This window comes from Streptomyces sp. NPDC047072 (assembly GCF_040643855.1).
Classification (GTDB): Bacteria; Actinomycetota; Actinomycetes; order Streptomycetales; family Streptomycetaceae; genus Streptomyces.
This window is the reverse complement of sequence record NZ_JBEYVC010000161.1, coordinates 1-24290: the sequence shown is the minus strand read 5'-3', so window position 1 is coordinate 24290 and position 24290 is coordinate 1. Positions and strand designations below refer to the sequence as shown.

The 24290-nt window shown below is 69.2% G+C and carries 24 protein-coding genes and 1 rRNA gene; 10 read left to right on the top strand and 15 right to left on the bottom strand.

Annotated elements, in window-relative coordinates:
• Both rrf and ABZ896_RS41620 read left to right on the top strand, forming a co-directional pair.
• Positions 1-82: ribosomal RNA gene (rrf, locus tag ABZ896_RS41625) — 5S ribosomal RNA — on the top strand; the annotation flags it as partial.
• A 173-nt stretch (positions 83-255) separates the two neighbouring features.
• A complete protein-coding gene (locus ABZ896_RS41620) occupies positions 256-801 on the top strand; it encodes a GNAT family N-acetyltransferase (RefSeq protein WP_360940752.1) in 546 nt (181 codons plus the stop codon).
• Here the strand turns inward: ABZ896_RS41620 and ABZ896_RS41615 are convergent, their stop codons facing one another.
• The 9 genes from ABZ896_RS41615 to ABZ896_RS41575 all read right to left on the bottom strand — a co-directional run bounded on the left by ABZ896_RS41615 (position 802) and on the right by ABZ896_RS41575 (position 12229).
• Positions 802-2364 carry a type VI secretion protein gene (locus tag ABZ896_RS41615; RefSeq protein WP_360940758.1) on the bottom strand — a complete coding sequence of 521 codons (1563 nt, stop codon included), beginning with the start codon at positions 2362-2364 and terminating at the stop codon, positions 802-804. It abuts the gene before it with no gap.
• Positions 2365-2379: 15 nt separating this feature from the next.
• Positions 2380-3795, bottom strand: a complete 1416-nt coding sequence (locus ABZ896_RS41610) for an ATP-binding protein (protein ID WP_360940750.1) — start codon at positions 3793-3795, stop codon at positions 2380-2382.
• An 11-nt stretch (positions 3796-3806) separates the two neighbouring features.
• Positions 3807-5366, bottom strand: coding sequence for an SCO6880 family protein (locus ABZ896_RS41605; RefSeq protein WP_360940748.1), 1560 nt, complete (start codon positions 5364-5366; stop codon positions 3807-3809).
• The gene (locus ABZ896_RS41600; RefSeq protein ID WP_360940746.1) at positions 5363-6691 is read right to left on the bottom strand and encodes a hypothetical protein; all 1329 of its coding nucleotides are present in this window, start codon (positions 6689-6691) and stop codon (positions 5363-5365) included. The genes ABZ896_RS41605 and ABZ896_RS41600 overlap by 4 nt, the downstream gene beginning before the upstream one ends.
• Positions 6681-7514 (bottom strand): hypothetical protein, encoded by an 834-nt coding sequence (locus tag ABZ896_RS41595; RefSeq protein WP_360940744.1) that lies wholly within the window; start codon positions 7512-7514, stop codon positions 6681-6683. Before ABZ896_RS41595 ends, ABZ896_RS41600 begins: the two co-directional genes overlap by 11 nt.
• A gap of 245 nt (positions 7515-7759) precedes the next feature.
• Positions 7760-8068, bottom strand: coding sequence for a hypothetical protein (locus tag ABZ896_RS41590; RefSeq protein ID WP_360940742.1), 309 nt, complete (start codon positions 8066-8068; stop codon positions 7760-7762).
• A gap of 283 nt (positions 8069-8351) precedes the next feature.
• Complete coding sequence (locus tag ABZ896_RS41585; protein ID WP_360940740.1) at positions 8352-9629, bottom strand: S53 family peptidase; 1278 nt, start codon at positions 9627-9629, stop codon at positions 8352-8354.
• Positions 9630-9993: 364 nt separating this feature from the next.
• Positions 9994-11349, bottom strand: coding sequence for a S53 family peptidase (locus ABZ896_RS41580; protein WP_360940739.1), 1356 nt, complete (start codon positions 11347-11349; stop codon positions 9994-9996).
• Between the two features lie 250 nt (positions 11350-11599).
• Positions 11600-12229, bottom strand: coding sequence for a TetR/AcrR family transcriptional regulator (locus tag ABZ896_RS41575; protein ID WP_360940737.1), 630 nt, complete (start codon positions 12227-12229; stop codon positions 11600-11602).
• A gap of 80 nt (positions 12230-12309) precedes the next feature.
• Here ABZ896_RS41575 and ABZ896_RS41570 point away from each other — a divergent pair, with 80 nt between their 5' ends.
• The 4 genes from ABZ896_RS41570 (at position 12310) to ABZ896_RS41555 (ending at position 16005) form a co-directional block, all read left to right on the top strand.
• Positions 12310-13218, top strand: coding sequence for an oxidoreductase (locus tag ABZ896_RS41570; RefSeq protein WP_360940735.1), 909 nt, complete (start codon positions 12310-12312; stop codon positions 13216-13218).
• A 73-nt stretch (positions 13219-13291) separates the two neighbouring features.
• Positions 13292-14020: a trypsin-like peptidase domain-containing protein gene (locus ABZ896_RS41565; RefSeq protein ID WP_360940733.1), complete on the top strand. Its 729-nt coding sequence runs from the start codon at positions 13292-13294 to the stop codon at positions 14018-14020.
• A gap of 109 nt (positions 14021-14129) precedes the next feature.
• Entirely contained in the window at positions 14130-15137 is a 1008-nt protein-coding gene (locus tag ABZ896_RS41560) for a bifunctional lytic transglycosylase/C40 family peptidase (RefSeq protein WP_360940756.1), read from the top strand.
• 169 nt (positions 15138-15306) lie between these two features.
• Entirely contained in the window at positions 15307-16005 is a 699-nt protein-coding gene (locus ABZ896_RS41555; protein WP_360940731.1) for a phosphatase PAP2 family protein, read from the top strand.
• A 56-nt stretch (positions 16006-16061) separates the two neighbouring features.
• Here the strand turns inward: ABZ896_RS41555 and ABZ896_RS41550 are convergent, their stop codons facing one another.
• Positions 16062-17633 carry an FAD-binding oxidoreductase gene (locus ABZ896_RS41550; protein ID WP_360940729.1) on the bottom strand — a complete coding sequence of 524 codons (1572 nt, stop codon included), beginning with the start codon at positions 17631-17633 and terminating at the stop codon, positions 16062-16064.
• Positions 17634-17712: 79 nt separating this feature from the next.
• The gene (locus ABZ896_RS41545) at positions 17713-17883 is read right to left on the bottom strand and encodes a hypothetical protein (protein WP_360940727.1); all 171 of its coding nucleotides are present in this window, start codon (positions 17881-17883) and stop codon (positions 17713-17715) included.
• 121 nt (positions 17884-18004) lie between these two features.
• On the opposite strand from ABZ896_RS41545, the gene ABZ896_RS41540 reads away from it, so the two are divergent.
• Together ABZ896_RS41540 and ABZ896_RS41535 are read left to right on the top strand one after the other, a co-directional pair.
• On the top strand, positions 18005-18772 hold the full coding sequence (locus ABZ896_RS41540) for a hypothetical protein (RefSeq protein ID WP_360940754.1): 768 nt from the start codon (positions 18005-18007) through the stop codon (positions 18770-18772).
• Between the two features lie 98 nt (positions 18773-18870).
• Entirely contained in the window at positions 18871-19038 is a 168-nt protein-coding gene (locus ABZ896_RS41535; protein WP_360940725.1) for a hypothetical protein, read from the top strand.
• Positions 19039-19041: 3 nt separating this feature from the next.
• On the opposite strand, the gene ABZ896_RS41530 is transcribed toward ABZ896_RS41535, so the two are convergent.
• Entirely contained in the window at positions 19042-19395 is a 354-nt protein-coding gene (locus ABZ896_RS41530) for a metal-sensitive transcriptional regulator (protein ID WP_360940723.1), read from the bottom strand.
• A 141-nt stretch (positions 19396-19536) separates the two neighbouring features.
• Here ABZ896_RS41530 and ABZ896_RS41525 point away from each other — a divergent pair, with 141 nt between their 5' ends.
• Together ABZ896_RS41525 and ABZ896_RS41520 are read left to right on the top strand one after the other, a co-directional pair.
• Positions 19537-20157, top strand: coding sequence for a DUF47 family protein (locus ABZ896_RS41525; RefSeq protein WP_007494878.1), 621 nt, complete (start codon positions 19537-19539; stop codon positions 20155-20157).
• 7 nt (positions 20158-20164) lie between these two features.
• Entirely contained in the window at positions 20165-21163 is a 999-nt protein-coding gene (locus ABZ896_RS41520; RefSeq protein WP_360940720.1) for an inorganic phosphate transporter, read from the top strand.
• A 105-nt stretch (positions 21164-21268) separates the two neighbouring features.
• Here ABZ896_RS41520 and pstB read toward each other — a convergent pair whose 3' ends face one another.
• From pstB to pstC, 3 genes are read right to left on the bottom strand one after another with little or no spacing between them, the layout of a single operon-like run.
• Complete coding sequence (gene pstB / locus ABZ896_RS41515) at positions 21269-22045, bottom strand: phosphate ABC transporter ATP-binding protein PstB (RefSeq protein ID WP_360940718.1); 777 nt, start codon at positions 22043-22045, stop codon at positions 21269-21271.
• 43 nt (positions 22046-22088) lie between these two features.
• A complete protein-coding gene (gene pstA, locus ABZ896_RS41510) occupies positions 22089-23138 on the bottom strand; it encodes a phosphate ABC transporter permease PstA (protein ID WP_360940716.1) in 1050 nt (349 codons plus the stop codon).
• Positions 23135-24139 (bottom strand): phosphate ABC transporter permease subunit PstC, encoded by a 1005-nt coding sequence (gene pstC / locus ABZ896_RS41505; protein ID WP_360940714.1) that lies wholly within the window; start codon positions 24137-24139, stop codon positions 23135-23137. Before pstC ends, pstA begins: the two co-directional genes overlap by 4 nt.
• Between the last annotated feature and the right edge of the window lie 151 nt (positions 24140-24290).

Sequence of the window (24290 nt, the reverse complement as noted above, 5' to 3'; positions counted from 1 at the left end):
CATTCCGAACCCGGAAGCTAAGCCTTACAGCGCCGATGGTACTGCAGGGGGGACCCTGTGGGAGAGTAGGACACCGCCGAACAAATCTTGAGAAAACCCCCGTGCCATTCGGCGCGGGGGTTTTCTGCGTTGACCGTCGGCCTGTCGTCGTAGTGTTTGGGCAGGTGCTGTGCCGTAGTCATGTTTCGATGCTCGTGCGGGGGCGGGCGGTATTTCAGGTGAGGTGGGTCGTACCCGGGTACTACCGTGGCCGGTATGAGGTATGTGATCCGGTCGGTGCGGGCTGAGGAGTGGGCTGCCGTGAAGGAGTTGCGGCTTGCCGCGCTGCGGGATCCGGTGGCGCATCTCGCGTTTCTGGAGACGTACGAGGAGGCCGTCGTGTATTCCGACGCGTTCTGGCAGGAGCGGACGGCCCGGGGTGCCGCGGAGGGCAGCGGGGTGCGGCAGCTCGTTGCCGAGGGGGCGGACGGGCGGTGGCTCGGGACGCTGGTCGTGCTGCTGGAGGAGGCCGGGTCGACCGACTGGGCCGGGTTTCCCGTCGAGCGGCGGCAGGGGCACCTCGTGGGGGTGTACGTACGGCCCGAGGCGCGCGGTGGTGAGCTGACCAAGGCGTTGTTCGCGGCGGGCATCGACTCGGCGTGGGAGGCCGGGGCCGAGCGGGTGCGGCTGATCGTGCACGAGGACAACGGGCGGGCTCAGGGGCTGTACCGCAAGGTGGGGTTCGTGCCGAGCGGGGTGCGGGTGGCGTTGCCGCAGGCCGCGGGGGAGTCCGAGTTGGAGTTCGTGCTCGAACGGGCGTGACTATACGGGGAGTTCCGCATCAGGCCAGCGGGTGCGGGCCTGTTCACGGGAGCGGAGCAGGGCCAGGGTCGGCATGCCCCGGTCCGCTCCGGCGGCCAGCAGCTCCGGGAGCTGGGGAAGCGGAGCCACGGCCGCGACGTCGTCCAGGACGAGCGTCAGTGGTGGGTCGAGGCGACCGGAGGATGACCGTTCGGCCATGCGCCGGCCACGCTCGACCACGCTTGAGGTGAGGGCCGTCAGGAGGGGCATCGCGCCGGGGTTGGTCCGGGGGTCCTCGATGGATTCACCCACCACATAAAGCGTGCCCCCTTCGTCGACGAAGGAATCCAAGGCGAGGGCATCAGTTCGGTTGGGAGTGCATGCCTCGCGGATGTTGACCGTGAAGAGTGCGGCGAGGGCTCTCGTCGTCAACTCCTGGGCGATGTCCTTGCGTTCGGGGTGGGCGGTGAGGGCGGCTTCCAGTTCGCCTGCCGCGCCTGGTGCTGCTTTCGGGTTGGTGCGCAGGGTTCGTACCGCGTCCTGGATCTGGGTGCCCTGGCACCAGCGGTGGACGTGGCGGATGGTGCGGTTGTCTATGGCGGCCGCGTGGAGGTAGCTGCGCAGGAGCGTTTCGGCTACGTCGGTGACCGCCTGGTCGATCTTCGCGGTGGGGCGGACGGGGGTGAGGAGGGCGGTGGCTCTTCGTTTCGCGGTGTCCTTGTTCTCGCAGCCGGCTGTGGGGGACCAGTGGAGGCGGGACGGGGTGTCGCAGAGGTGGGTGGGGTCGTAGACGTGGACCGGGCCGAGTTTGGCTCTGGCGTCCTTGGTGTCCTGCCAGGTGGTGGGGTTCGAGGTGACGACGAGGGTGGGGCCTTCCGCGTCTCGGATGGTTTGGGTGGCGGTGGTGTGGCGGGTCGCGGGTGGGGCGTAGACCACCGCGCCTGCGGCGCGCGGTGTTTGCCACCCGCCCACCCGTTCACCGTTGGACAGCGAAGTGGGCAGCTTGGCAGCCGTCGGCGTTGCGACGAGTGGCTCGGCGGGCTGGGGGAGCCCGGGTGGGTTGCCCGCCGCCGGCGGCTGCGGCTGCTTGGCGGAGAGGGTCTGCGTTTCGTACGGCTGCGGCTCCGGTGCCGGTCTCGGAGCCGGTACCTCGTGGGCCGGTACCTCGTGCATCGGTTCCGGTGCCGAACGGCGTTGCCGTGCAGCCAGTTTCTCCGCCCGCGTCCTCGCCCGTACCGCCCGCCACCTCGCCAACGTGCCCATCACGAAGATCGAGAGGACGGTCAGGATCATCAGCTGGCCGATGAACAGGCCCCAGAAGAGGCCGTAGCCGGAGAGGGTGGAGGTGGGGGTGGTGGGCCAGGCGCCTGGGAGGTCCTGGGGGTTGGTGATGAGGTGGCGCATGGCCAGGGGGGTGCGGGTGAAGGTGACGTTCTTGGGCCAACTGCCGTGGGACAGCAGGGCTGCCAGGCCTGTCGCCGACCACACCAGGAGCGTGATGCCGACGAGGAAGGCGAGTATGGCGACCAACAGGCCGTCCGGGACGCCCCCTTGCTGCTCGCGGCGACGGTCGTCCGGTCTCACCACTGCCCGCCTCTCCTACGCCACCGTCGACTCGGAGTCACCGAGGTGCTGTTCCACGAAGGCCGCCGCCCGCTCCTCGGCCTCCAACTCCGCGGCGCGCAGCGCGTCGTCGGCGAGGTCGCGGTCGAGGGAGGACTCCGTCATCGCGCGGTCGGTGAAGACCAGGGGGCGTTCGGTCTCGGTGACCAGGTGTTTGACCACCTGGACGTTGCCGTTGACGTCCCAGACCGCGATGCCGGGGGTGAGGGTGGGGATGATCTCCACCGCCCAGCGGGGGAGGCCCAACACCCGCCCTGTCGCCCGGGCTTCGTCGGCCTTCTGTGCGTAGATCGTCCTTGTCGACGCCATCTTCAGGATCGCGGCCGCTTCCTTCGCCGCCGCTCCGTCCACCACGTCGGACAGGTGGTGGACGACCGCTACGAAGGACAGGCCGAGTCGGCGGCCGAACTTCAGCAGCCGCTGGAAGAGCTGTGCCACGAAGGGGCTGTTGATGATGTGCCAGGCCTCTTCCACGAGGAAGATGCGCTTCTTGCGGTCGGGGCGGATCCAGGTGTGTTCCAGCCATACGCCGACGATCGCCATGAGGATGGGCATGGCGATGGAGTTGCGGTCGATGTGGGACAAATCGAAGACGATCAGCGGCGCGTCGAGATCGATGCCGACCGTGGTCGGGCCGTCGAACATGCCCCTGAGGTCACCGTCGACCAACCGGTCCAGGACCAGGGCCACATCGAGGCCCCAGGCCCGTACGTCCTCTATGTCGACGTTCATCGCCTCGGCCGACTCCGGTTCGGGGTGGCGGAGTTGCTCGACGATGTCGGTGAGGATCGGCTGGCGTTCGACGATCGTCTCGTTGACGTAGGCGTGCGCGACCTTGAGCGCGAAGCCGGAGCGCTCGTCGAGGCCGTGGCCCATGGCCACTTCGATGATGGTCCTCAGGAGAGCGAGCTGGCCCGTCGTAGTGATCGACGGGTCCAAGGGGTTGAGGCGGATGCCCTGGTCGAGGGCCGCCATCGGGTCGAGCCGGATGGGGGTTATCCCCAACTCCTGCGCGATGAGGTTCCATTCACCGGCGCCGTCCTCGCCCTGCGCGTCCAGGACGACCACCTGGCGGTCCCTGAAGCGCAGTTGGCGCAGGACGTACGTCTTCTCCAGCGCGGACTTGCCGTTGCCGGACTCGCCGAGCACCAGCCAGTGCGGGGCGGGCAGTTGCTGGCCGTAGAGCTGGAAGGGGTCGTAGATGTAGCCCTTGCCGGAGTAGACCTCGCGGCCGATGATCACGCCGGAGTCGCCGAGTCCGGGGGCGGCCGTGGGCAGGTAGACGGCCTGGGCCTGGCCCGTGGAGGTGCGGACCGGCAGTCGGGTCGTCTCGACCTTGCCGAAGAGGAAGGACGTGAAGGCCTCGGTGAGGACGGTCAGCGGATCCCGCATGCGTGTGACCCCTACCTTCGGATGCCGGTGGCGAACGGAAGCGTGTTCACGAAGGCGCGGTGGTGCTCGCGGTCGCACCACTCCAGCTTCAGGTACGACTTTCCGGCCGACGCCCGGATGGTCCGCTTGTCGCGGGCCAGGGCCTCGGGGTTGCGGGAGGAGACGGTGATCCAGCCGACCAGGTTGACGCCCGCCGCGCCGCTGGCGAGGTCCTCGCCGCGCTGGTCGAGACGGTTGTGGGCGGCGATGTCGCGGGGGTCCACGGTGCGGTTCATCTTGGCGGCGCGGCTCGCTTCCGCGTCGTCGTTGGTCTTCTCGGTCAGCATGCGCTCGATGGCGATCTCGGTGGGTTCGAGATCCATCGTGACGGCGACCGTGCGGATCACGTCCGGGGTGTGGACCAGCAGCGGGGCGAGGAAGTTGACGCCGACCGGGGTCATCGGCCACTCCTTCACCCAGGCCGTGGAGTGGCACCAGGGCGCGCGGGTGGATGACTCGCGGGTCTTCGCCTGGAGGAACGTCGGTTCCATGGCGTCGAGTTCGGCCGGCCAGGCGTTGCGCTTGGTCATCGCCTGGATGTGGTCGATGGGGTGGTCCGGGTCGTACATGGAGTGGATCAGCGACGCCAGCCTGCCCTGCCCGAGCGGCTGTCGTACGCGGATGTCGGCCTCCTGCAACCGCGAGCAGATGTCGGTCAGTTCACGCGCCATGACGACCGCGAGGCCCGCGTCCTTGTCGAGCTTGCGGCCGTTCTGCGGACGGGCCGCCCGCGCCATCGCGTGGGCCTCGGCGGCGAGTTCGCGGTTGTAGTGCATGCAGGCGACGAGATAGGCGCGGTGCTGCTCGCTGCTGGTCGACACCATCGACTGCAGTTGGTCGTACGACGTCTGCAGCCACGGCAGCGACTTGTCGTCCCCGCGGACGGCGACGTCCTTGGCGTGGGCGTCCGGGTCGGCGGGCAGGGTGCGGGCGAGCATCTGGAGCCGGGTGACGAAGCCGTCGCCGTTGGCCACGTGCTTGAGCAGGGTGCCGAAGCGGTCCACGAGGGCTTCCTGGTCCTCGGAGTCGCGCAGGCCGACGCCGGGGCCCTCGATCTCGATGGCGGCGGTGACGGTACGGCGGTCCGCGTGGAGCAGTACGGCGATCTCGTCGGGGCCGAACGGGGCGGCGAGCCAGTTGATCCGGCCGATGCCGGGGGGCGGGCCGATCTCGACCTCGCGGCCGTCGAGATGGGTGCCGGCCTCCATCGCGGTCGAGCGGTAGACCGTGCCCTGCTTCAGGGTCCGCTTGTAACTGCGGTTGATCTCGAACCACTTGTAGAAGGTGCGGCGCTTGTACGGCACGTAGACCGCGGCGAGCGCGAGCAGCGGGAAGCCCATCAGGAGCACGATGCGCAGGGAGAGCACGGGGACGATGAGCCCGCACATCATGCCGAGGAACGCGCCCACGATGATCAGCGCGATCTCGCCGGTCTCGCGGTTGCGTCCGACGATCGCGTTCGGCCGGGCGCGGCCGATCAGATAGGTACGGCGGGGCGTGAGGGGATGGGACACGTGGGACTCGGTCGTCAACTCCCGTCACCTCCTGAGCGGTTGTTGCGGTTGTTGCTGGCGTGCGGGGTGTTCACCGGGCTGCTCGTGCGGGGAGCGGGAGCGGCGGAGGGGACAGATCCGCCGCCTCCGTTCGGGGTGCGCGAGCTGTGGGCGGCGACGCCGCCGGAGGCGGGGTTGCTGGGGCGGGAGCCCGAACCTCCGGAGGCCTGGCCGTTGTTGTCGGCCCGGGTGCTGTGGGTTTTGATGCCCTGGGCGACCAGGGTCGCCGGGGAGCTGATGACGGCGGCGGCCTTGCCCTCGGCGCCCTGCATGATGCGGTTGCTGCGGCCGCTGGCGATCTCGTCGCCGAAGCCGGGGACGAAGCGGTAGATCATCGCGCTGGCGAAGATGGCGAGCAGGATGATGGCGAGGCCGGAGACGACGGCGGAGAAGGCGTCGGGGCCGTTGTCGGAGGACAGGGCTCCGGCGAGGCCGAGGACGATGACGATCACCGGTTTGACCAGGATGACCGCGATCATGATGCCGGCCCAGCGGCGGACGTGGCCCCAGAGGTTCTTGTCGACGAGGCCGGCGTAGACGACGGTGCCGAGGAGGGCACCGACGTAGAGGAGGGCGGCGCGGATGACGAGTTCGAGCCAGAGGACGCCGGCGGCGAGGATGCTGACCAGGGAGACGACGATCAGCATGATGGGGCCGCCGCCGATGTCGTTGCCCTTTTCCAGGGCGCCGGAGAAGGTGCCGAAGAACGTGTCCGTCTGGTCGCCGGTGGTCTTCGCGAGGACCTGGGAGACGCTGTCCGTGGCGGAGACGACGGTGTAGAGGATCAGGGGGGTGAAGGCGGAGGCGAGGACGGTCAGCCAGAGGAAGCCGATCGCTTCGCCGATGGCGGTGGTGAGGGGGACGCCTCGCACCGCGCGCTTCGCTACGGCCAGGAGCCACAGCAGGAGGGTGAGGATCGTGGAGGCGGCGAACACGACGGCGTACTGCTGAAGGAACTTCTGATTGGTGAAGTCCACGTTCGCCGTGTCCTTGACGGCCTCACTCAGCTTGTCGATGGTCCAGGCAGCGGCTTTGGCACAGCCTTGGGCGAGGGAGGACAAGGGGTCGAGGGTGGAGGTGGGGCTGAGGGTGCCGGATCCGGAGCCGCCGGAACCACCGTCGTTCTCGCAGTACTGTTTGGCGGGACCGATCAGGAGGTCACAGGGATCGTTGCTGCCTGTGGGCGAGGGCGTCGGGGTGGGCGTGGGCGCCGCGACAGCGCGGGTTGCCAGCAGGACAGCGGCTGTCTGTACGGCGGCCACCAGGCCGGTGAGCTTGAGTGCGCGGTAACGGCTACCGGGCATACGTGAACCCTCCGTACTCCTGGATGGCCTTGCTGATCTCGTCGGAGCTGGCGGCCTTGTCGTCGCCCGGGACCGGGGCCGGGCCGTCCGTCTGAGTGTCCGCGGAGATTTTCCAGTCGCCGTCGGTCCACCGCAGATCGAAGGTCCAGGTCTTCCATGTGGAGCTCACCGGGTCGGTGGAGGAGGCACCGGACATTCCGATGAGGCCCATGTACCAGACCGACACTTTGGCCGCGTCGCTGCTGAACTGTCCGGTCGTGGTGCCCACGGGGACGGTACGCGAGACGAACGTGCTGCCCTCGGGCGCTCTGCCCTCAGAGTCGAGGCCGAGCTTGCTGAGAAAGGCCGCCGAGTAAGCCGTGTCCATGGCGCCCTGGAGTTTCGCCGCCACGGTGGGGACGTAGAGGGCGTCTACGATGGAATGCCGGGTGCCCTTGTTGAACATGCCGGTCGACCCCAGCGTCACCGCGTAGTTGGCCGCTGCGCTCTGCGCCCCTTCTGCATCCCGTGTGAATCCCGTAGGGATCCCTCCCGACTTCGTCTGGGCCGGGGTTTTGCCGGAAGGGGCCGTTGAGGATGATTTCGGCTGGCCTGATGTGCCTTCTGGGGAGGTTGCGGAATCGTCTCCTCCGCGGTTCGCGAAGGCGATGGCGGCGATCAGGAGGACGATGACGCCGACGACCGTGACGAGGCTGCGGGAGGAGGAGCGGGGGGTGCGGCGGGCGCCGCCGTAGACGTCGCCGTCGCCCTCCGGGTAGCGCGTGCGGGTCTGGCCCGTGCCGCCGTAGCCGCCGGACGGCTGCTGGTCGTCTCCGAGACTCATCTGCCGCTCACGCCCCCTCGACGTCGTGCGGAAACGCGCGGGAAAACGCGTAGGAGTACGACGGTAGCCGGGCCGGCCGCCGCGTGGGCGCGGTGCGCTGACTCCGCATCAGGGAAAGGCGGGGCACGGGGGACATCGGGGTCATCGGGGGAACGCAACCTCAGCCGGTGGCACGTCGGACGGTGGGGTAGGGGGATACCGGGCGCGCCCGGCCGGACTTGAGGTGCGTCGACCGGACGCTCCGGCTACACGGACATGCCGTACACGATGGTGAAGAGCGTGCCGAGGGACCCGATGATGAAGACGCCGGTCAGGCCCGCGATGATGAGGCCTTTGCCCTGTTCCGCGCTGAAGGTGTCGCGCAGCGCGGTGGCGCCGATGCGCTGCTTCGCCGCGCCCCAGATGGCGATGCCGAGGCAGAGCAGGATGGCGACCGCCATGACGACCTGGATCATCGTCTTCGCTTCCGTGCCCAGCGCCCCGAAGGGGCCCCAGTCCGGAGCGATCCCGCCGATGATGGTGTTGATGTCTCCCTTGTCGGCCGCAAAGAGCATGTAAGTCACCGCCCCTGGTGGGTAGTTCCGCTTCCCCTGCGGTGCGCAGAGGTCAGGCCTCATTGTCGCCGACAAATCCGCCGTCGTATGTCGACTTGGCGTCATTGGTTGGCGGGTTTCGTACGAATGACTGTCTGGTCACTCTGTGTATCACGGCAGGTCACCCCGGGCAATGAGGCCTGAGGGCGACCTGCGGTGCGTCTGCGGGTGAAGGCTATCCGCACGGGGGACGGCATGACGAACGGGCCGCGGTCCGAGACCGCGGCCCGTTGTTGACGGAGAGTCAGCCGGTGAAGGCGGTCACGCCCGCCGGGGTGCCCCAGCCGGTCGGGCCGTCGTAGCCGGTTCCGGCGGTGCAGAAGTAGCTGGTCGAGCAGGTGCCGTTGTTGCCGGAGGTGACGTCGTTGAGGGCGGAGGTGTGGGCGTAGGGGAACGACGCCGGGTAGGAGCCGCTCGACGGCGTGCCCGCGAGCGCGTAGACGCCCGCGATGATGGGCGAGGAGGCGCTGGTGCCGCCGAAGGTGTACCAGCCGGCGGTGACGCCGTAGGAGTCGTAGACCGAGACGCCGGTGGCGGGGTCGGCGACCGCGGAGACGTCGGCGATCATGCGCTTGGTGCAGCCGGTGTCGGTCTGCCAGGAGGGCTTGGCGTCGTACGAGGAGCAGCCGGAGCCCGTTCCCTCGGTGCTGGACGTCTTCCAGACCGTCTCCGTCCAGCCGCGGGTGGTGGAGGAGGTGGAGAGCTTGGTGCCGCCGACGGAGGTGACGTAGCGGGAGGCGGCCGGGTACTCGGCGCCGTAGTCCGCGTCACCGGCGGAGACGGTGATGGCCACGCCCGGGTGGTTGAAGTACGAGGTGTCGTACGACGTGTCGCTCGAGGACTCCGAGCCGCCGTAGGAGTTGGAGACGTACTTCGCGCCGAGGGTGACCGCCTCGTTCACCGCGGTGCCGAGGTTGGCCATCGTCGCCGACTTGGCCTCGACCAGCAGGATGTTGCAGTTCGGGCAGATCGCGGAGGCCATGTCGAGGTCGAGGGAGATCTCCTCGGCCCAGCCGCTGTCGCTGGAGGGCAGCGAGGTGGTGGAGCCGGTCTGGCTGACCTTCTTGAAGCAGCCGTTGGCGGTGGTGCAGGCGGAGAGGCCGTAGTACGAGCGGTAGGTGGCGAGGTCGGCCTCGGCGTTCGGGTCGTTGTACGCGTCGACGATCGCGATGGTCTCGCCGGAACCGTTCGAGGCGGCCGCGGAGGTCAGGCCGTAGGCGGACTGGAGGTTGCTCGGGCCGTAGCCGGAGGGGGTGGAGGCGTCGGCGGCCTTCGGGGTGATGCCCTGCGCCTTCTCGTATGCGGTGACGCCGCCGGTCACGCGCAGGGAGTTACAGGCGAGTTCGCCGGTCTTCTTGGGGGTGGCGCAGGGGGTCGCGGCCCAGGTGACCTTGGTGGAGACGGGCGCCGCGTCGGACTGGGCGGCGGTGCCGAGGCCCGCGAGGACCAGGGCGGCGGTGGCGACGGCCACCGAGCCGATCCGGCGCCATCTCAGGCGTATGTGGGGGAAGTTGGTACGCATGGTGCAGCCTCCTGAGGACGGGGTGGAACAGGAGCAGTGCGGGTGCGTGCCGGCGGTGGGGGTTTCCCGGCGGCGGGCGGCGGCCCGCCACGACCGTCTCTTGTTGAGTACGCGACAACAAGGCGACCGGTGGAATTCTTGACTCCGCCATACCGAACCCAGTCCGGGGATTGCCCGCCGATGGACTGCGGACGGCTCCCGCTTGACCGAACTCACAGGCGGCGCACGAGCCTTGGGGGTACGGCGAACGGGCCGCGACCGGCTGTCGCGACCCGTTGCCGTTGTGCCGCCGAGGGAGACCCCACGTCCCCCCTCACGAGGGCGGCATCCCCGGGACCCGCCGGGGAGATCTGGAGGGAACCGCTCAGCCGGTGAAGGCGGTCAGGCCCGCCGGGGTGCCCCAGCCGGTCGGGCCGTCGTAGCCGGACTCGGCGGTGCAGAAGTAGGCCGTGGAGCAGGTGCCGTTGTTGCCGGAGGTGACGTCGTTGAGGGCCGAGGTGTGGGCGTAGGGGAACGACGCGGGGTACGAGCTGCTCGACGGCGTGCCGGCGAGGGCGTAGACCGAGGCGATGAGCGGCGAGGAGGCGCTGGTGCCGCCGTAGGTGTTCCAGCCGGTGCCGTCGGAGCCGTAGGAGTCGTAGACCGAGACGCCCGTGGCGGGGTCGGCGACGGCGGAGACGTCGGCGATCATGCGCTTGGTGCAGCCGGTGTCGGTCTGCCAGGAGGGCTTGGCGTCGTACGAGGAGCAGCCGGAGCCTGTTCCCTCGGTGCTCGACGTCTTCCAGACGCTCTCGGTCCAGCCGCGGCTGTTGGAGGACGTGGACAGCTTGGTGCCGCCGACCGCCGTGACGTAGCGGGAGGCCGCCGGGTACTCGGCGCCGTAGGCCTCGTCGCCCGCGCTCGCGGTGATGGCGACGCCCGGGTGGTTGTAGTACGAGGTGTCGTACGTCGTGTCCGAGGAGGACTCGGTGCCGCCGTAGCTGTTGGAGACGAACTTGGCGCCGAGCTTCACGGCCTCGTTGACCGCGGTGCCGAGGTTGGCGTCCGTGGCCGACTTCGCCTCGACCAGCAGTATGTTGCAGTTCGGGCAGGTCGCGCTGACCATGTCGAGGTCGAGGGAGATCTCGCCGGCCCAGCCGCTGTCGGCGGAGGGCAGGGAGGTCGTGGAGCCGGTCTGGCTGACCTTCTTGAAGCAGCCGTTGGCGGTGGTGCAGTCGGAGAGGCCGTAGTAGTCGCGGTAGGTGGCGAGGTCCGCCTCCGCGTTCGGGTCGTCGTACGCGTCGACGATGGCGACGGTCTGTCCGGAGCCGTTGGAGGAGGCGGCGGAGGTCAGGCCGTAGGCGGACTGGATGTCGCTGGGGCCGTAGCCGGTGGGGGAGTCCGAGGTGGCGTTCGGCTGCACGGTCTTGGGCATCACGCCCTTGAGCGCGGCCTGCTTCTCCATGAACGCGGTGGTTCCGCCGGTCACCCGCAGGGCGTTGCAGGCGGCGTAGCCCTTCTTGGGGGTGGTGTCACACGCGTTCTCGTAGCGCACATGGGCCTTGGCGACCTGCGCGGCGATGGTCTTCGCGCTCACCTTGTGCGGTGTCGCGGTGTCGGCGCTCGCGTGTGCCGCGGTGCCGAGGCCGGCGATCAGGAGTGCGCCGGTGGCGACGGCGGCCGAGCCGATCCGGCGCCATCTGCCGGATATGTGGGGGGTGTTGGGGGTGGAGGTACGCAAGGTACAGCCTCCTGGGAGTGGTGGGCAGAGGCCTGCGAGTGGGGGGATCCACCGGTGAGGTTCCCGGCGGGGGCGGCGACCCGCGTAGACCATCCCCTTGTTGAGTACGTGACAACAAGACGGGTGGTGGAATTCTGACTTCCGCATGACTGAAGGCACTTGGGGGCTTACCGCCCCATGGCGGCCCGATGGGCGCCGAATGGTCTCGACTTGACCATCTACACGCGTTGCGCACAACTCCCGGGGCGGCTCAGCGGGGGCTCAGACCGTGCAGCAGGAGGTGGACGAGGCCGCCGACGCCGGCCAGCGCCTCCTGCGGATCGATGTGGCCGTTGGCGGCGAACGTGGCGGTGCCCTGAAGGGTGGCTCCGAGGGCGAGGGTGAGGTACGCGGGGTCTCCCTCGACGATCTCGCCGCACCGCTGGGCCTCCACGATGATCCGCTCCAGGGCTCCCACCGTCTGGTCGACGGCGACGAACAGCAGTTCGGAAGCTGCCGGGTCGTGCTTGCGGGCGAACATCAGCTCCAGGAGCTCCGCGTTCTCGGCGGCGAAGCCGAGGTAGGCCCGCGCGAGCGAGGTGAGCCGGTCCTGGAGCGGCAGGCCGGGGGTGTCGGCGTCGGCGATGGTCCGGCGCAGCCGCTCGTAGCCCTCCAGCGCCAGGGCGTTGAGCAGGGCCTGCTTGTCCTTGAAGTGGCGTCCGGGGGCCGCGTGGCTGACACCCACCTCGCGGGCCAGCTCCCGCAGCGACAGGGCGCCCACGCCCTTCTCGCGCAGGGTGCGCTCGGCGCCGGCGAGCAGGGCGGAGCGCAGGTCTCCGTGGTGATACGGACGGCTCTCGCGGGTCTCGCGGCTCTCTGGGCTCTCGCGGCTCTCTGGCATGCGCACCATCGTATCCCGATGTAGACGACGTCATCATTGTTGTCATTGACAGCATTGTTGTCGGCGCCTACATTGAGGTCATGGCTGAGAAGAAGAAGTGGAACGCACGCGATCTCCCCGACCTCGCCGGCCGCACGGCCGTGGTCACCGGCGCCAACAGCGGTATCGGCCTGCGCGCGGCCCAGGCGCTGGCCGCGGCGGGCGCGCATGTCGTGTTCGCCGTACGGGACCCCGAGCGCGGCGAGGCGGCGGCGCGGACGGCGAACGGCAGCACCGAGGTGCGCCGCCTGGACCTCGCGGACCTGTCCTCCGTACGGGAGTTCGCGGCCGCGTGGGACCGCCCGCTGGACCTGCTGATCAACAACGCCGGCGTGATGATGCTCCCCGAGCGGCGCACCGCGGACGGCTTCGAGATGCAGTTCGGCACCAACCACCTCGGCCACTTCGCCCTGACGAACCTCCTGCTGCCGTACGTCACCGACCGGGTCGTCACGCTCTCCTCGGGGCTGCACCGCGGCGGCAGCGGGGTGATCGACTTCGACGACCTCAACTCGACGGCGAACTACAGCCCCACCGGCGCCTACGCCCAGTCGAAGCTCGCCAACCTGCTCTTCACGCTCGAACTCCAGCGCCGGCTGACGGAGGCGGGCTCCCGGGTCCGCGCCCTCGCCGCCCACCCCGGGTACGCGGCCACCAACCTCCAGAGCCACACCGGCAACCCGCTGCTGCGCGGGTTCATGTGGATCGGCAACCGGGTCATGGCCCAGCCGGACACCGCGGGCGCCCTGCCGACGCTGTACGCGGCCACGCAGGATCTCCCCGGCGCGAGCTACGTCGGCCCCGACGGCCTCGGCGAGTCCCGCGGCGGACCGACCCTGGTCGGCCGGTCCCGCGCGGCGAGCGACCCGGTGGCCGCGAAGCGGCTGTGGGAGGCGTCGGAGGAGCTGACGGGGGTGCGGTTCCCGGCGGGGGTCGGGGCGCGCGGCTGAGCCGGCCGGGGCGCGCGGGGCCGAGATCGTCTTCTGACGTGTCTCTCACCTTCGTGCGGAATGCTCTGGTCCGATGAAGCGCACACGACTGAAGCGCACGCGGCGTCCCGCTCTGTACGCCGTCGTCGTCCTGCTCGCCGTCACCTCGGCCTCCGAGGCGGCCGCCGACGACGGGCCCGGACCCTTCGGGGTGACGGTGGTGGCCGCCGCCACGGCCGCGAGCGCCCGTGTGGGCGCCCTGTTCGACGGCACCAGACACGGCTGTACGGCCTCTGTCGTGCGCAGCGAGGGGCGGGACCTGCTGGTCACCGCCGCCCACTGCATCGGCACGGACCCGACCAGGCTGGTGTTCGTGCCGGGATACCGGAACGGCAAGGCGCCCTACGGCAGGTGGAAGGTGGAGAGGGCCTTCCTGCCGCCCGGCTGGGCCAAGGGGCGGGACGAGGACAGCGACGTGGCCTTCGCCGTCGTGGCGGGGAAGGTCCAGGACGTCGTCGGCGGGAACTCCTTCAAGACCGGGACGGCCACCGGGGCCACCGCCGTCACGGTCACCGGGTACCCCAGCACCCGTGATGTGCCGATCAGCTGCACCAACCGGCCGGTCGCGCACAGCCGTACCCAACAGCGCATCGCGTGCCCGGACTTCACCGGCGGCACCAGCGGCAGCCCGTGGGTCAACGGGGACGGGCAGGTCGTGGGCGTGCTCGGCGGCCACGAGGAGGGCGGGGCGACGCCGGACGTGTCGTACAGCGTGGTGTTCGGGGCGGAGGCGGCGGCGCTGTACCGGAAGGCCGGCTGCTGAACCTTGTGCGGACTGCGCTGATCTTTGTACCGACCACGCCGAGTACCCGGGTTTCCGCCGGGGAAGCTCCTAAACTGACCGGAGCGGACTCCCAGTGGCCGAGGGGCGGTTGACGGTGCGTAAGGCATGGCTCGTGGCGGGCGCCGCTCTCGGGGCGGGGCTCGGCTTCGTGATGCTGCTCGTCGTCGGGGTCTACGTCGTCGCCGGGAACCTCTCCAACAGCGTGGGAGGCGCGGCCAGGACGCTCGCCAAGGGCGCCGTGCCCGCCGCCTACCAGCAGCTCGTGCAGAAGTGGGGCAACCTCTGCCCCGCCATCAACCCCGCGCTGCTCGCCGCCCAGCTCTACCAGGAGAGCGGATTCAATCCGAAAGCGCAGAGCGCCGCGGCCGCGCAGGGAATAGCGCAGTTCATTCCCGGAACCTGGGCCACCCACGGTATCGACGGCGACGGGGACGGCGACAAGGACGTATGGGATCCGAATGACGCGATTCCCTCGGCCGCTTCCTACGACTGCCAGCTGGCGTCCTATGTGAAAGACGTTCCCGGGAACATCACCGAGAACATGCTCGCCTCCTACAACGCCGGTGCCTACGCGGTCATCAAGTACGGCGGGGTGCCGCCGTACAAGGAAACCCGGAACTACGTGAAGACCATCACGACCCTGGAGGAGAGCTTCGCGGCCCCGGTGAGCCGGGTCGATCCCTCCAAGCAGGCCGCCGGGGCGATCTACTACGCGCAGAAGAAGCTCGGCACGCCTTATCTGTGGGGCGGTACGGGTACGGCCGCGCAGGGCGGGCGGTTCGACTGTTCGGGATTGACGCAGGCCGCCTACGAAAGCGTCGGCATCACCCTTCCTCGCGTGGCGAACGATCAGTACAACGCGGGGCCGCATCCGGCCAGAAGTGAACTGTTGCCGGGGGACCTGGTGTTCTTCTCCAAGGACCCGACAAACTCGCGCGCAATCCATCATGTGGGGATTTATGTGGGCGGCGGATACATGATCGACGCCCCGAGAACGGGTGCTGTGATCCGGTTCGACCCGATCGACACTTCTGAGTACTTCGGTGCCACGCGGGTCACCGAAGATGGCGCGAAAGCGTTGCCCACGACCGTGTGACGGAGGGTGAAACCCACCCCCTGAGCTGCAGCGATGTGTCTCTCTTCGATAACGTCTGCGTGATCATTCCGTGGAGTGCGGAACGTATTAACAGGAGCCGTGCGTTCCTGAGGGCGTAGCCGAGCGCACATGGGTACGCCGGGAAAGACGACGAAGGGGCCGTAGCACCATGGCTGTTCTCGCCGAATCCGGGTCGAACCCCGACGTCGACCTGCTCTACGACATCAACGGCCTGGCCAAGAGCGCCCCGCACTGGTTCGACCGGGTCATGGAGTACGTCGGTGAGTACGGGATCCTGTTCGGGATGGTGCTGCTCATCCTGTGGTGCTGGTGGAGTGTGCGGCGCCGGGGCGACGAGGACGCGGCGTCCTCGGTGGCCGCGCTCGTGTGGGCGCCGGTCGCTGCCGCTCTGGCTGTGCTGGTGAACGTGCCCATAAGGGGGTTCGTCGAGCGGCCCCGGCCCTTCCTCACGCATGAGGGGCTGGAGGTGCTGGTCTCCGGCAAGACCGACTACTCCTTCGTGAGCGACCACGCGACGATCACCATGGCGATGGCGGTGGGGCTGTTCGTCGCGCACCGGAAGTTCGGGGTGGTCGGCATTCTGCTCGCGTTGTTTGAGGGGTTCTGCCGGGTGTACATGGGTGTGCACTATCCGACTGACGTGGTGGGTGGGTTTGCGCTCGGTACGGCTGTGGCGTTGCTGTTGTCGCCGTTGGCCATGGCCTTGTTGACGCCGTTGATGAAGGCGGTGGAGAGGTCGCCTCGGGGTGGGTGGCTGGTCCGTGCGCGAGGGGTTGAGGGCGGGCAGGCGCTTGTTCCCGGAGCTCGGCAGGGTGTGGAGTCCGAGGAGCGGGATCTTGCGGCCTGATTTTGGGTGCGGCGCCGTGGGGGCTGGTCGCGCAGTTCCCCGCGCCCCTAAAAGACTTACAGCGCCTGTGGGTACGTGAAGAACCCTTCCGGGTCGTACTGCTTCTTCAGCTGTGTGAGTCGGTTTGCCGCGTCGCCGTAGTACGCCTTGCGCCAGTTCTTCAAGGTCGGGTCCGTGTAGTTCTGGTAGGCCGCTCCTGAGGCGTACGGGGCCATCGCGTTGTGGGCGCCGGTGAGCCAGGACTGGGCCTGTGTGCCTGTCGTGCCCGCTCGCCAGGAGCCGATGTACTGGGCCAGCATGCGGGAGCGGCGGTGGACGAAGGCCGTGGCTGTGGGGGAGACGCGGTTGACCGCGCCGCCGAGGGCGGTGAGGGCGATGCTTCCCGAGCCGCCCCGGACCGCGGCGATCTGCCTCAGGAGGGTCCGGATGCCGGCCTCAGAGAGGGAGCGGTCGAAGAAGTCGGAGTGGGCCGCGTAGGTCTCGCGGCCCAGGGCGCCCTGCGGGGAGCGGCCCGGGGTGTCGCCGGGGAGGTGGCACTTGGCGTCCGTGGAGAAGGACGAGCAGCCCGCGTACGCCTCCATGGCGCTGTCGTAGGAGTGCCGCTTGAGCGTGACGCTGCGGGCCGGTGAGCCGATCCGGTCGGCCAGGCGGTCGAGGGCGTTCTGGAGTTCGCCGTAGGTGCCCAGGGAGAAGGCCGCGACCGCGATGGAGGGGGAGCCGCCGTTCTCCAGATGGCAGGAGGACCAGATCTCGTCGGGCTGGCCGGGACCCCATTCCTGCCACGCCTTCACCACGGCGGCCGCCTTCGACCACGGCCAGCTCGCGTACGCGGTCACGCCCTGCGGGGCCGGGTGGGTCTTGAAGTGCAGTTCCGTCACGACGCCGAAGTTGCCGTTGCCCGCGCCGCGCAGGGCCCAGAACAGGTCCTTGTTGGTCGTGGCGTTCGCGGTGAGCTGCCTGCCGTCGGCGGTGATCAGGGTGGCCTGGGTGAGGCTGTCGCAGGTGAGGCCGTAGGCGCGGGAGGCAACGCCGTGGCCGCCGCCGAGGGTGAGGCCGGAGACGCCGACGGTGGGGCAGGAACCGGCCGGGATCGTCACGCCCTTCGCGGTGAGCGTGCGGTAGACGTCGATGAGCTTGGAGCCGGCGCCGACGACGGCGGTGCCGCCCGAGACGCGGATGCGGCTCAGCCGGGAGACGTCGACGATCAGCCGGTCGTTGCCGGAGGACCAGCCGGCGTAGGAGTGGCCGCCGTTGCGGATCGCGACCCGGATGCCGTGGGCCTTGGCGTAGGCGAGGGTGGTGCGGATGTCGTCGGTGTTCGCCACATAGGCGACGGCGGCGGGCTTCAGGGTGTCGAAGCGGGTGTTGTAGAGCTGGTGGGCGGTCGGCCAGTCGCCGTCGCCGGGGCGGACCAGGGAGCCGTCCAGGGTGTGGGCGAGGGCGGACCAGCTCCTGGGGGCGGTCACCGAGGAGGTACGGGAGGCGGTGGAGGCCGTCGTGCCCGTGCTCGTCGCCGTGGCCGTGCTCGTGCCGGGATCGGCGTCGGCGGGGTCCATGCTCTTGCAGGACGCGGTGACCGCCGCCGCCAGTACGGCCGTGGTGCCGCCGATGAACGTACGCCGTTCCATGGTGCCTCCTGTGGGGTTCCGTGGAACGAGACGGGGCCAGGGGGTTCCGGGTTCCACCGCGGGGCGTGAGGCAAGCCACCTAGCCCGTGGCGTGGGTCTGCGCGTCCGTCCTCGCCTGGCTTCTCGCCCGGCGGGCCGGGCCGCGCCAGCCGCAGGTGCAGCGGGCGTTGCAGAAACGGCCTTGCTCGACGGTGGTCGTGATGTGCTCGGAGGGGGCGACGGGCGGGGGGATCCTGTCCTGCTGGGCCACGCGACAACGTTACCCAGGCCGCGTAAAGGGCGGGTATGCGTGACGGGCCCAACGGGTCGTCGTTGACCAGACAGTGAAGAGTCTGGGTGGGGCGGTTGTCGCCGTCGGTGGGTTGGTCTGCCTGGTGTGCGGGTGTTCCGGAGGTGCCGGTGGATCCGCCGACGCCCGGGTGGGGAGTGACAACGTCGAGATCGTGCGGCGGGCCGCCGACACCCTGGTCGGGGCCGGGAGTTCGAAGGCGCGGACGTCCATGGAGATGGCCGCCGGCGGGACCCGGGTCACCATCCGGGGCGAGGGGGTCTACGACTACAAGGGCCGGCTGGGCCGGCTCAGGGTGCTGCTGCCGCAGGACCCCTCGGGGCGCAGCGAGCACCGGCCGATCACCGAACTGCTCGCGCCCGGCGCCCTGTTCATGAAGAACCGCGGCGCCGGTGTGCCCGCCGACAAGTGGGTGCGGGTCGACACCGGCACGCTCTCCGACGGGAACCTCGTGACCGGCGGGGCCACCGACCCCTTCGCCGCGGCCGAGGTGCTGCGTGGGGCGCGGACGGTGACGTACGTCGGGGAGAGCGAGGTCGCGGGGGCCGGGGTGAGGCACTACCGGGGGATCGCCGACCTGGGGGCCGCGGCGAAGGACGCGTCCGCCGCGAACCGGGGTGTGCTCGCGGCGGCGGCGAAAGGGTTCGCCACGGCCCGGGTGCCGTTCGACGTCTACCTCGACGACGAGGGGCGGATCCGCAAGCTGCGGCACCGGTTCAGCTTCGTCGGCGGACAGCAGGGCACCGTCGCGGTCGCCTCGACGACGCTGCTCTACGACTTCGGGGTCCCGGCCGACGTACGGCTGCCGGCGGCCGGGGACATCTACGCCGGGAAGATCGCCGAGGAGTGAGCAGTCGTGACGGGCGTCAAGAACTAGCCCGTCCGTGCCATGCGCGGTGTGTAGGCCGCTCCCTACTCTAGGAAGTCGGTAACGGCAGAGAAGAGGTGATGCGCGTGGCTCCGGTCGGCGGTACGGCGGTGCAGGACCACGTGGCCCTCGCCGAGATCGAACTGTGCGGAGAGCTGATCATCGCGGCCTCGGCCGCCGACGACCGGCTCAGCCTGGAGAGCATCGACGAGGTGCTGCGGGTGGCGGAGGAACGCGAAGGGCCCTAGGGCTCAGGTGCGCAGGAGGCGGCCGATCGCCTTTGTCGCCTCTTCCACCTTCGCGTCGATCTCGGCGCCGCCCTTGAGGGCCGCGTCGGCGACGCAGTGGCGCAGATGCTCCTCCAGGAGTTGCAGCGCGAAGGACTGGAGGGCCTTGGTGGAGGCCGAGACCTGCGTGAGTATGTCGATGCAGTAGACGTCCTCGTCGACCATGCGCTGCAGGCCGCGGATCTGGCCCTCGATCCGGCGCAGGCGCTTGAGGTGTTCGTCCTTCTGCTTGTGGTAGCCGTGCGTGGTCGTCTCGTGTGGTGTGTTTTCGGCCACCGGCTGGGAGGGTGCCGTGGTGCCGGCCTCGGTCGTCGTCATAGCATCCTCCACGTTATATACCCCTACTGGGTATATGGTACCGAAGTTTCCCGGGTATAGGGCCTGCGAGCGGATTAGCCGTGGCCGGATGATGCACTTAGCATCAGCCTGACCGAAACCCATGCACCTAGAGGACCCCTTGTGCGCTTTCGTCTGACCCCCAGGGAGACGAGCTTCTACGACATGTTCGCCGCCTCCGCGGACAACATCGTGACGGGCTCGAAGCTCCTGATGGAACTGCTCGGGGCGGACACCGCCGGCCGGGCCGAGATCGCAGAGCGTATGCGGGCCGCGGAACATGCCGGTGACGACGCCACGCACGCGATCTTCCACCAGTTGAACTCCTCCTTCATCACGCCGTTCGACCGCGAGGACATCTACTCCCTCGCGTCCTCCCTCGACGACATCATGGACTTCATGGAGGAAGCCGTCGACCTGGTCGTCCTCTACAACGTGGAGGACCTCCCCAAGGGCGTCGAGCAGCAGATCGAGGTGCTGGCGCGGGCGGCGGAGCTGACCGCGGAGGCCATGCCGAACCTGCGGACCATGGACAACCTCACGGAGTACTGGATCGAGGTCAACCGGCTGGAGAACCAGGCGGACCAGATCCACCGCAAGCTGCTCGCCCACCTCTTCAACGGCAAGTACGACGCCATCGAGGTGCTCAAGCTCAAGCAGATCGTGGACGTGCTGGAGGAAGCGGCCGACGCGTTCGAGCACGTGGCGAACACGGTGGAGACCATCGCCGTCAAGGAGTCCTGACCCCTTCATGGACACCTTCGCTCTGGTCGTGACCATCCTGGTCGCGCTCTTCTTCACGTACACCAACGGTTTCCACGACTCCGCGAACGCCATCGCCACCTCGGTGTCGACGCGGGCGCTGACCCCGCGGGCCGCGCTCGCGATGGCGGCGGTCATGAACCTGGCGGGCGCGTTCCTGGGCAACGGGGTCGCGAAGACCGTCAGCGAGGGGCTGATCGAGACGCCGGCGGGCTCCAAGGGGATGGGCATCCTCTTCGCCGCGCTGGTCGGCGCGATCGTCTGGAACCTCGTCACCTGGTACTTCGGGCTGCCCTCCTCGTCCTCGCACGCCCTGTTCGGCGGGCTGGTCGGCGCGGCGCTGGCCGGGGGCACCGACGTGCTCTGGCACGGGGTGCTCGAGAAGGTCGTCATCCCGATGTTCGTCTCGCCCTTCGTCGGCCTGATCGCCGGCTACCTGGTGATGACGGCCATCATGTGGATCTTCCGGCGGGCCAACCCGCACAAGGCCAAGCGGGGTTTCCGGATCGCGCAGACTGTGTCCGCGGCCGGCATGGCGCTCGGGCACGGCCTCCAGGACGCGCAGAAGACCATGGGCATCGTGGTGATGGCCCTGGTGATCTCCGGCCACGAGACCTACGGCGACCCGATCCCGGCCTGGGTGAAGATCGTCTGCGCCCTGATGCTCTCCCTCGGCACCTACGCGGGCGGCTGGCGCATCATGCGCACGCTCGGCCGGAAGATCATCGAGCTGGACCCGCCGCAGGGCTTCGCCGCGGAGACCACGGGCGCGGCGATCATGTTCACCACCGCGTACCTCTTCAAGGCGCCCATCTCCACGACCCATGTCATCACCTCGGCGATCATGGGCGTCGGCGCGACGAAGCGGGTGAACGCCGTGCGCTGGGGCGTCGCCAAGAACATCGTGCTCGGCTGGTTCATCACCATGCCGGCGGCGGCCGCGGTGGCCGCGCTGTCGTACGGGGTCGTGTACCTGCTCTTCCTGTAGGCGCCGACGAGAACGGGCCCGCCCCCTGTCAGCCAGGGGGCGGGCCCTTCTGTACCTCGCGGTGGCACCGCCATGCAGCACCGCGAGGAGTCTTGCCACGGCTGCTCAGCCGAAGCGGCCCGAGATGTAGTCCTCGGTGGCCTGGACCGACGGGTTGGAGAAGATGCGCTCCGTCTCGTCGATCTCGATGAGCTTGCCGGGCTGGCCGACGGCGGCCAGGTTGAAGAAGGCCGTGCGGTCGGAGACGCGCGCCGCCTGCTGCATGTTGTGCGTCACGATGACGATCGTGAAGCGCTCCTTGAGCTCGCCGATCAGGTCCTCGATGGCGAGCGTGGAGATCGGGTCCAGGGCCGAGCAGGGCTCGTCCATGAGCAGGACCTTCGGCTCCACCGCGATCGCGCGGGCGATGCACAGACGCTGCTGCTGACCGCCGGACAGGCCCGAACCCGGCTTGTTCAGACGGTCCTTGACCTCGTTCCAGAGGTTCGCGCCCTTGAGGGACTTCTCGACGACGTCGTCCAGTTCGGACTTCTTGAAGGAGCCGTTGAGCTTGAGGCCGGCCACGACGTTCTCGTAGACCGACATGGTCGGGAACGGGTTCGGGCGCTGGAAGACCATGCCGATCTCGCGCCGCACGGACACCGGGTCGACCCCGGCGCCGTACAGGTTCTCGTCGTCGAGCATGACCTTGCCCTCGACCCGGCCGCCCGGCGTCACCTCGTGCATGCGGTTGAGCGTGCGCAGGAACGTGGACTTGCCGCAGCCGGACGGGCCGATGAAGGCCGTGACGGAGCGGGGCTCGACGGTCATCGAGATGTCCTCGATGGCCCGGAAGGTGCCGTAGTAGGCGTGGAGGCCGCTGACATCGATTCGCTTGGCCATGGGTATCACTGCTTCTTTCGAAAAGTCGGTCGCTATGGCCGCGTCAGCGACCTGTCTTCGGGGCCTTCCAGCGGGCGATGCCGCGGGCCGCCGCGTTGAGGATCATCACGAAGGCGATCAGCGTCAGCGACGCCGCCCAAGCGCGGTCGTACGCCGTACCGGCGCCCCCGCTGTTCGCGTACTGCTGGTAGATGTACAGCGGAAGCGACTGCTGCGCACCCTCGAAGGGGTTGGCGTTGATCAGCGAGTTGCCCCAGACCAGCAGCAGCACCGGCGCCGTCTCACCCGCGATACGGGCGACCGCCAGCATGATGCCCGTCGTGATGCCGCCGATGGAGGTCGGCAGGACCACCTTCAGGATCGTGCGCCACTTCGGGACACCGAGGGCGAGGGAGGCCTCGCGCAGCTCGTTCGGGACGAGCTTGAGCATCTCCTCCGTCGAGCGGACGACGACCGGCATCATCAGGATGGCCAGGGCCATCGAGCCGGCGAAGCCGAAGGGCTGCATGTCGAACATCAGCATGAGGCTGAGGATGAACAGGCCCGCGACGATCGACGGGATGCCCGTCATGACGTCCACGAAGAAGGTGACGGCCTTGGCGAGCTTCCCGCGGCCGTACTCCACCAGGTAGATCGCGGTGAGGACGCCGATCGGGGCGGCGATCACCGTGGCGAGGCCGACCTGCTCCAGGCTGCCGAGGATGGCGTGGTAGATGCCGCCGCCCGGCTCGTCGTCGGCGACCAGGCCCATCGAGTGGCTCAGGAAGTAGAAGTCCAGGACCTTCACGCCCCGGGCGACGGTCGTCCAGACCAGGGAGATCAGCGGGATCAGGGCCAGCAGGAAGGCGACCCAGACCAGCGCGGTCGCCACCCGGTCCTTGGCCTGGCGGCGGCCCTCCACACGGGCGGCGATGCCGTAGGTGCCCCCGACGAACAGGAGCGCGGCGATCAGGGCCCACTGGATGCTGCTGTCGAGGCTCGCGGCGGCGCTGATGCCGAGGCCGAGGGCGACGGAGCCCGCGGCGATCGCGTACGGGGCCCACTTGGGCAGGCGGGCACCCTGGAGGGTGCTGACGGTCGCGGCGGTGCTCATGCGTTGGCCCCCGAGTACTCCTTGCGGCGCGCGATGATCATGCGGGCCGCGCCGTTGACCAGCAGGGTGATGACGAACAGGACCAGACCGGAGGCGATCAGCGCGTCCCGGCCGGTCTCGCTGGCCTCGCTGAACTTGCTGGCGATGTTCTGCGCGAAGGTGCCGCCGCCCGGGTCGAGCAGGCTGGCCTGGATGTCGAAGCCCGGGGAGAGCACGGTGGCGACGGCCATCGTCTCGCCGAGCGCGCGGCCGAGGCCGAGCATCGACGCGGAGATCACACCGGAGCGGCCGAAGGGGAGCACCGCCATGCGGATGACCTCCCAGCGGGTGGCGCCGAGCGCCAGGGCCGCCTCCTCGTTCATCCGCGGGGTCTGCCGGAACACCTCACGGCTGACGTTGGTGATGATCGGCAGGATCATGATCGCGAGCAGGATGCCCACGGTGAGCATCGAGCGCGGCGGGCCCTCCTCCCACGAGAAGACACCGGTCCAGCCGAGGTAGTCGTTGAGCCAGCCGAAGAGGCCGTTCATGTGCGGCACGAGGATCAGGGCGCCCCACAGGCCGTAGACGATGGACGGCACGGCGGCGAGGAGGTCGATCACGTACGCGATGACGCCGCTGAGCTTGCGCGGGGCGTAGTGCGTGAGGAACAGCGCGATGGCGACGGCGATCGGGACCGCGATGGCCATGGCGATGATCGAGGAGACGACCGTGCCGAAGGCCAGGACCGCGATGCCGAACTTCGGCGGGACGAGCCCGGTGTTCCACTCGAAGGTGGTGAGGAAGTTGCCGTCGTCCTTGCTGATCGCGAGGGAGGCGCGGTAGGTGAGGAAGACCGCGATGGCGGCCATGATCACCAGCAGGAAGATGCCCGAGCCGCGGGAGAGACCGAGGAAGATCCGGTCACCGGGTCGGGTGGCGCCGCGGGCGGCGCGCTTCTGCTCGGTCTCGGTGGGCTGGGGGGTGGGGGGAGGTGCGTCGGTTATCTGTGTGGTGTCCATCGGGTTCTCCGGTCTGCGGAGCCGGTCGGGCTCCTGGCGGCGGTGCACCGGACGGGTGCGGTCCGGGAGTTCGACGCTGATACCGCACCGTCGGCCCGGCGATGCGCTCCGCGAATGTGGCCTTCGGGCGTGCAGGGTTCTCGCAGTACAG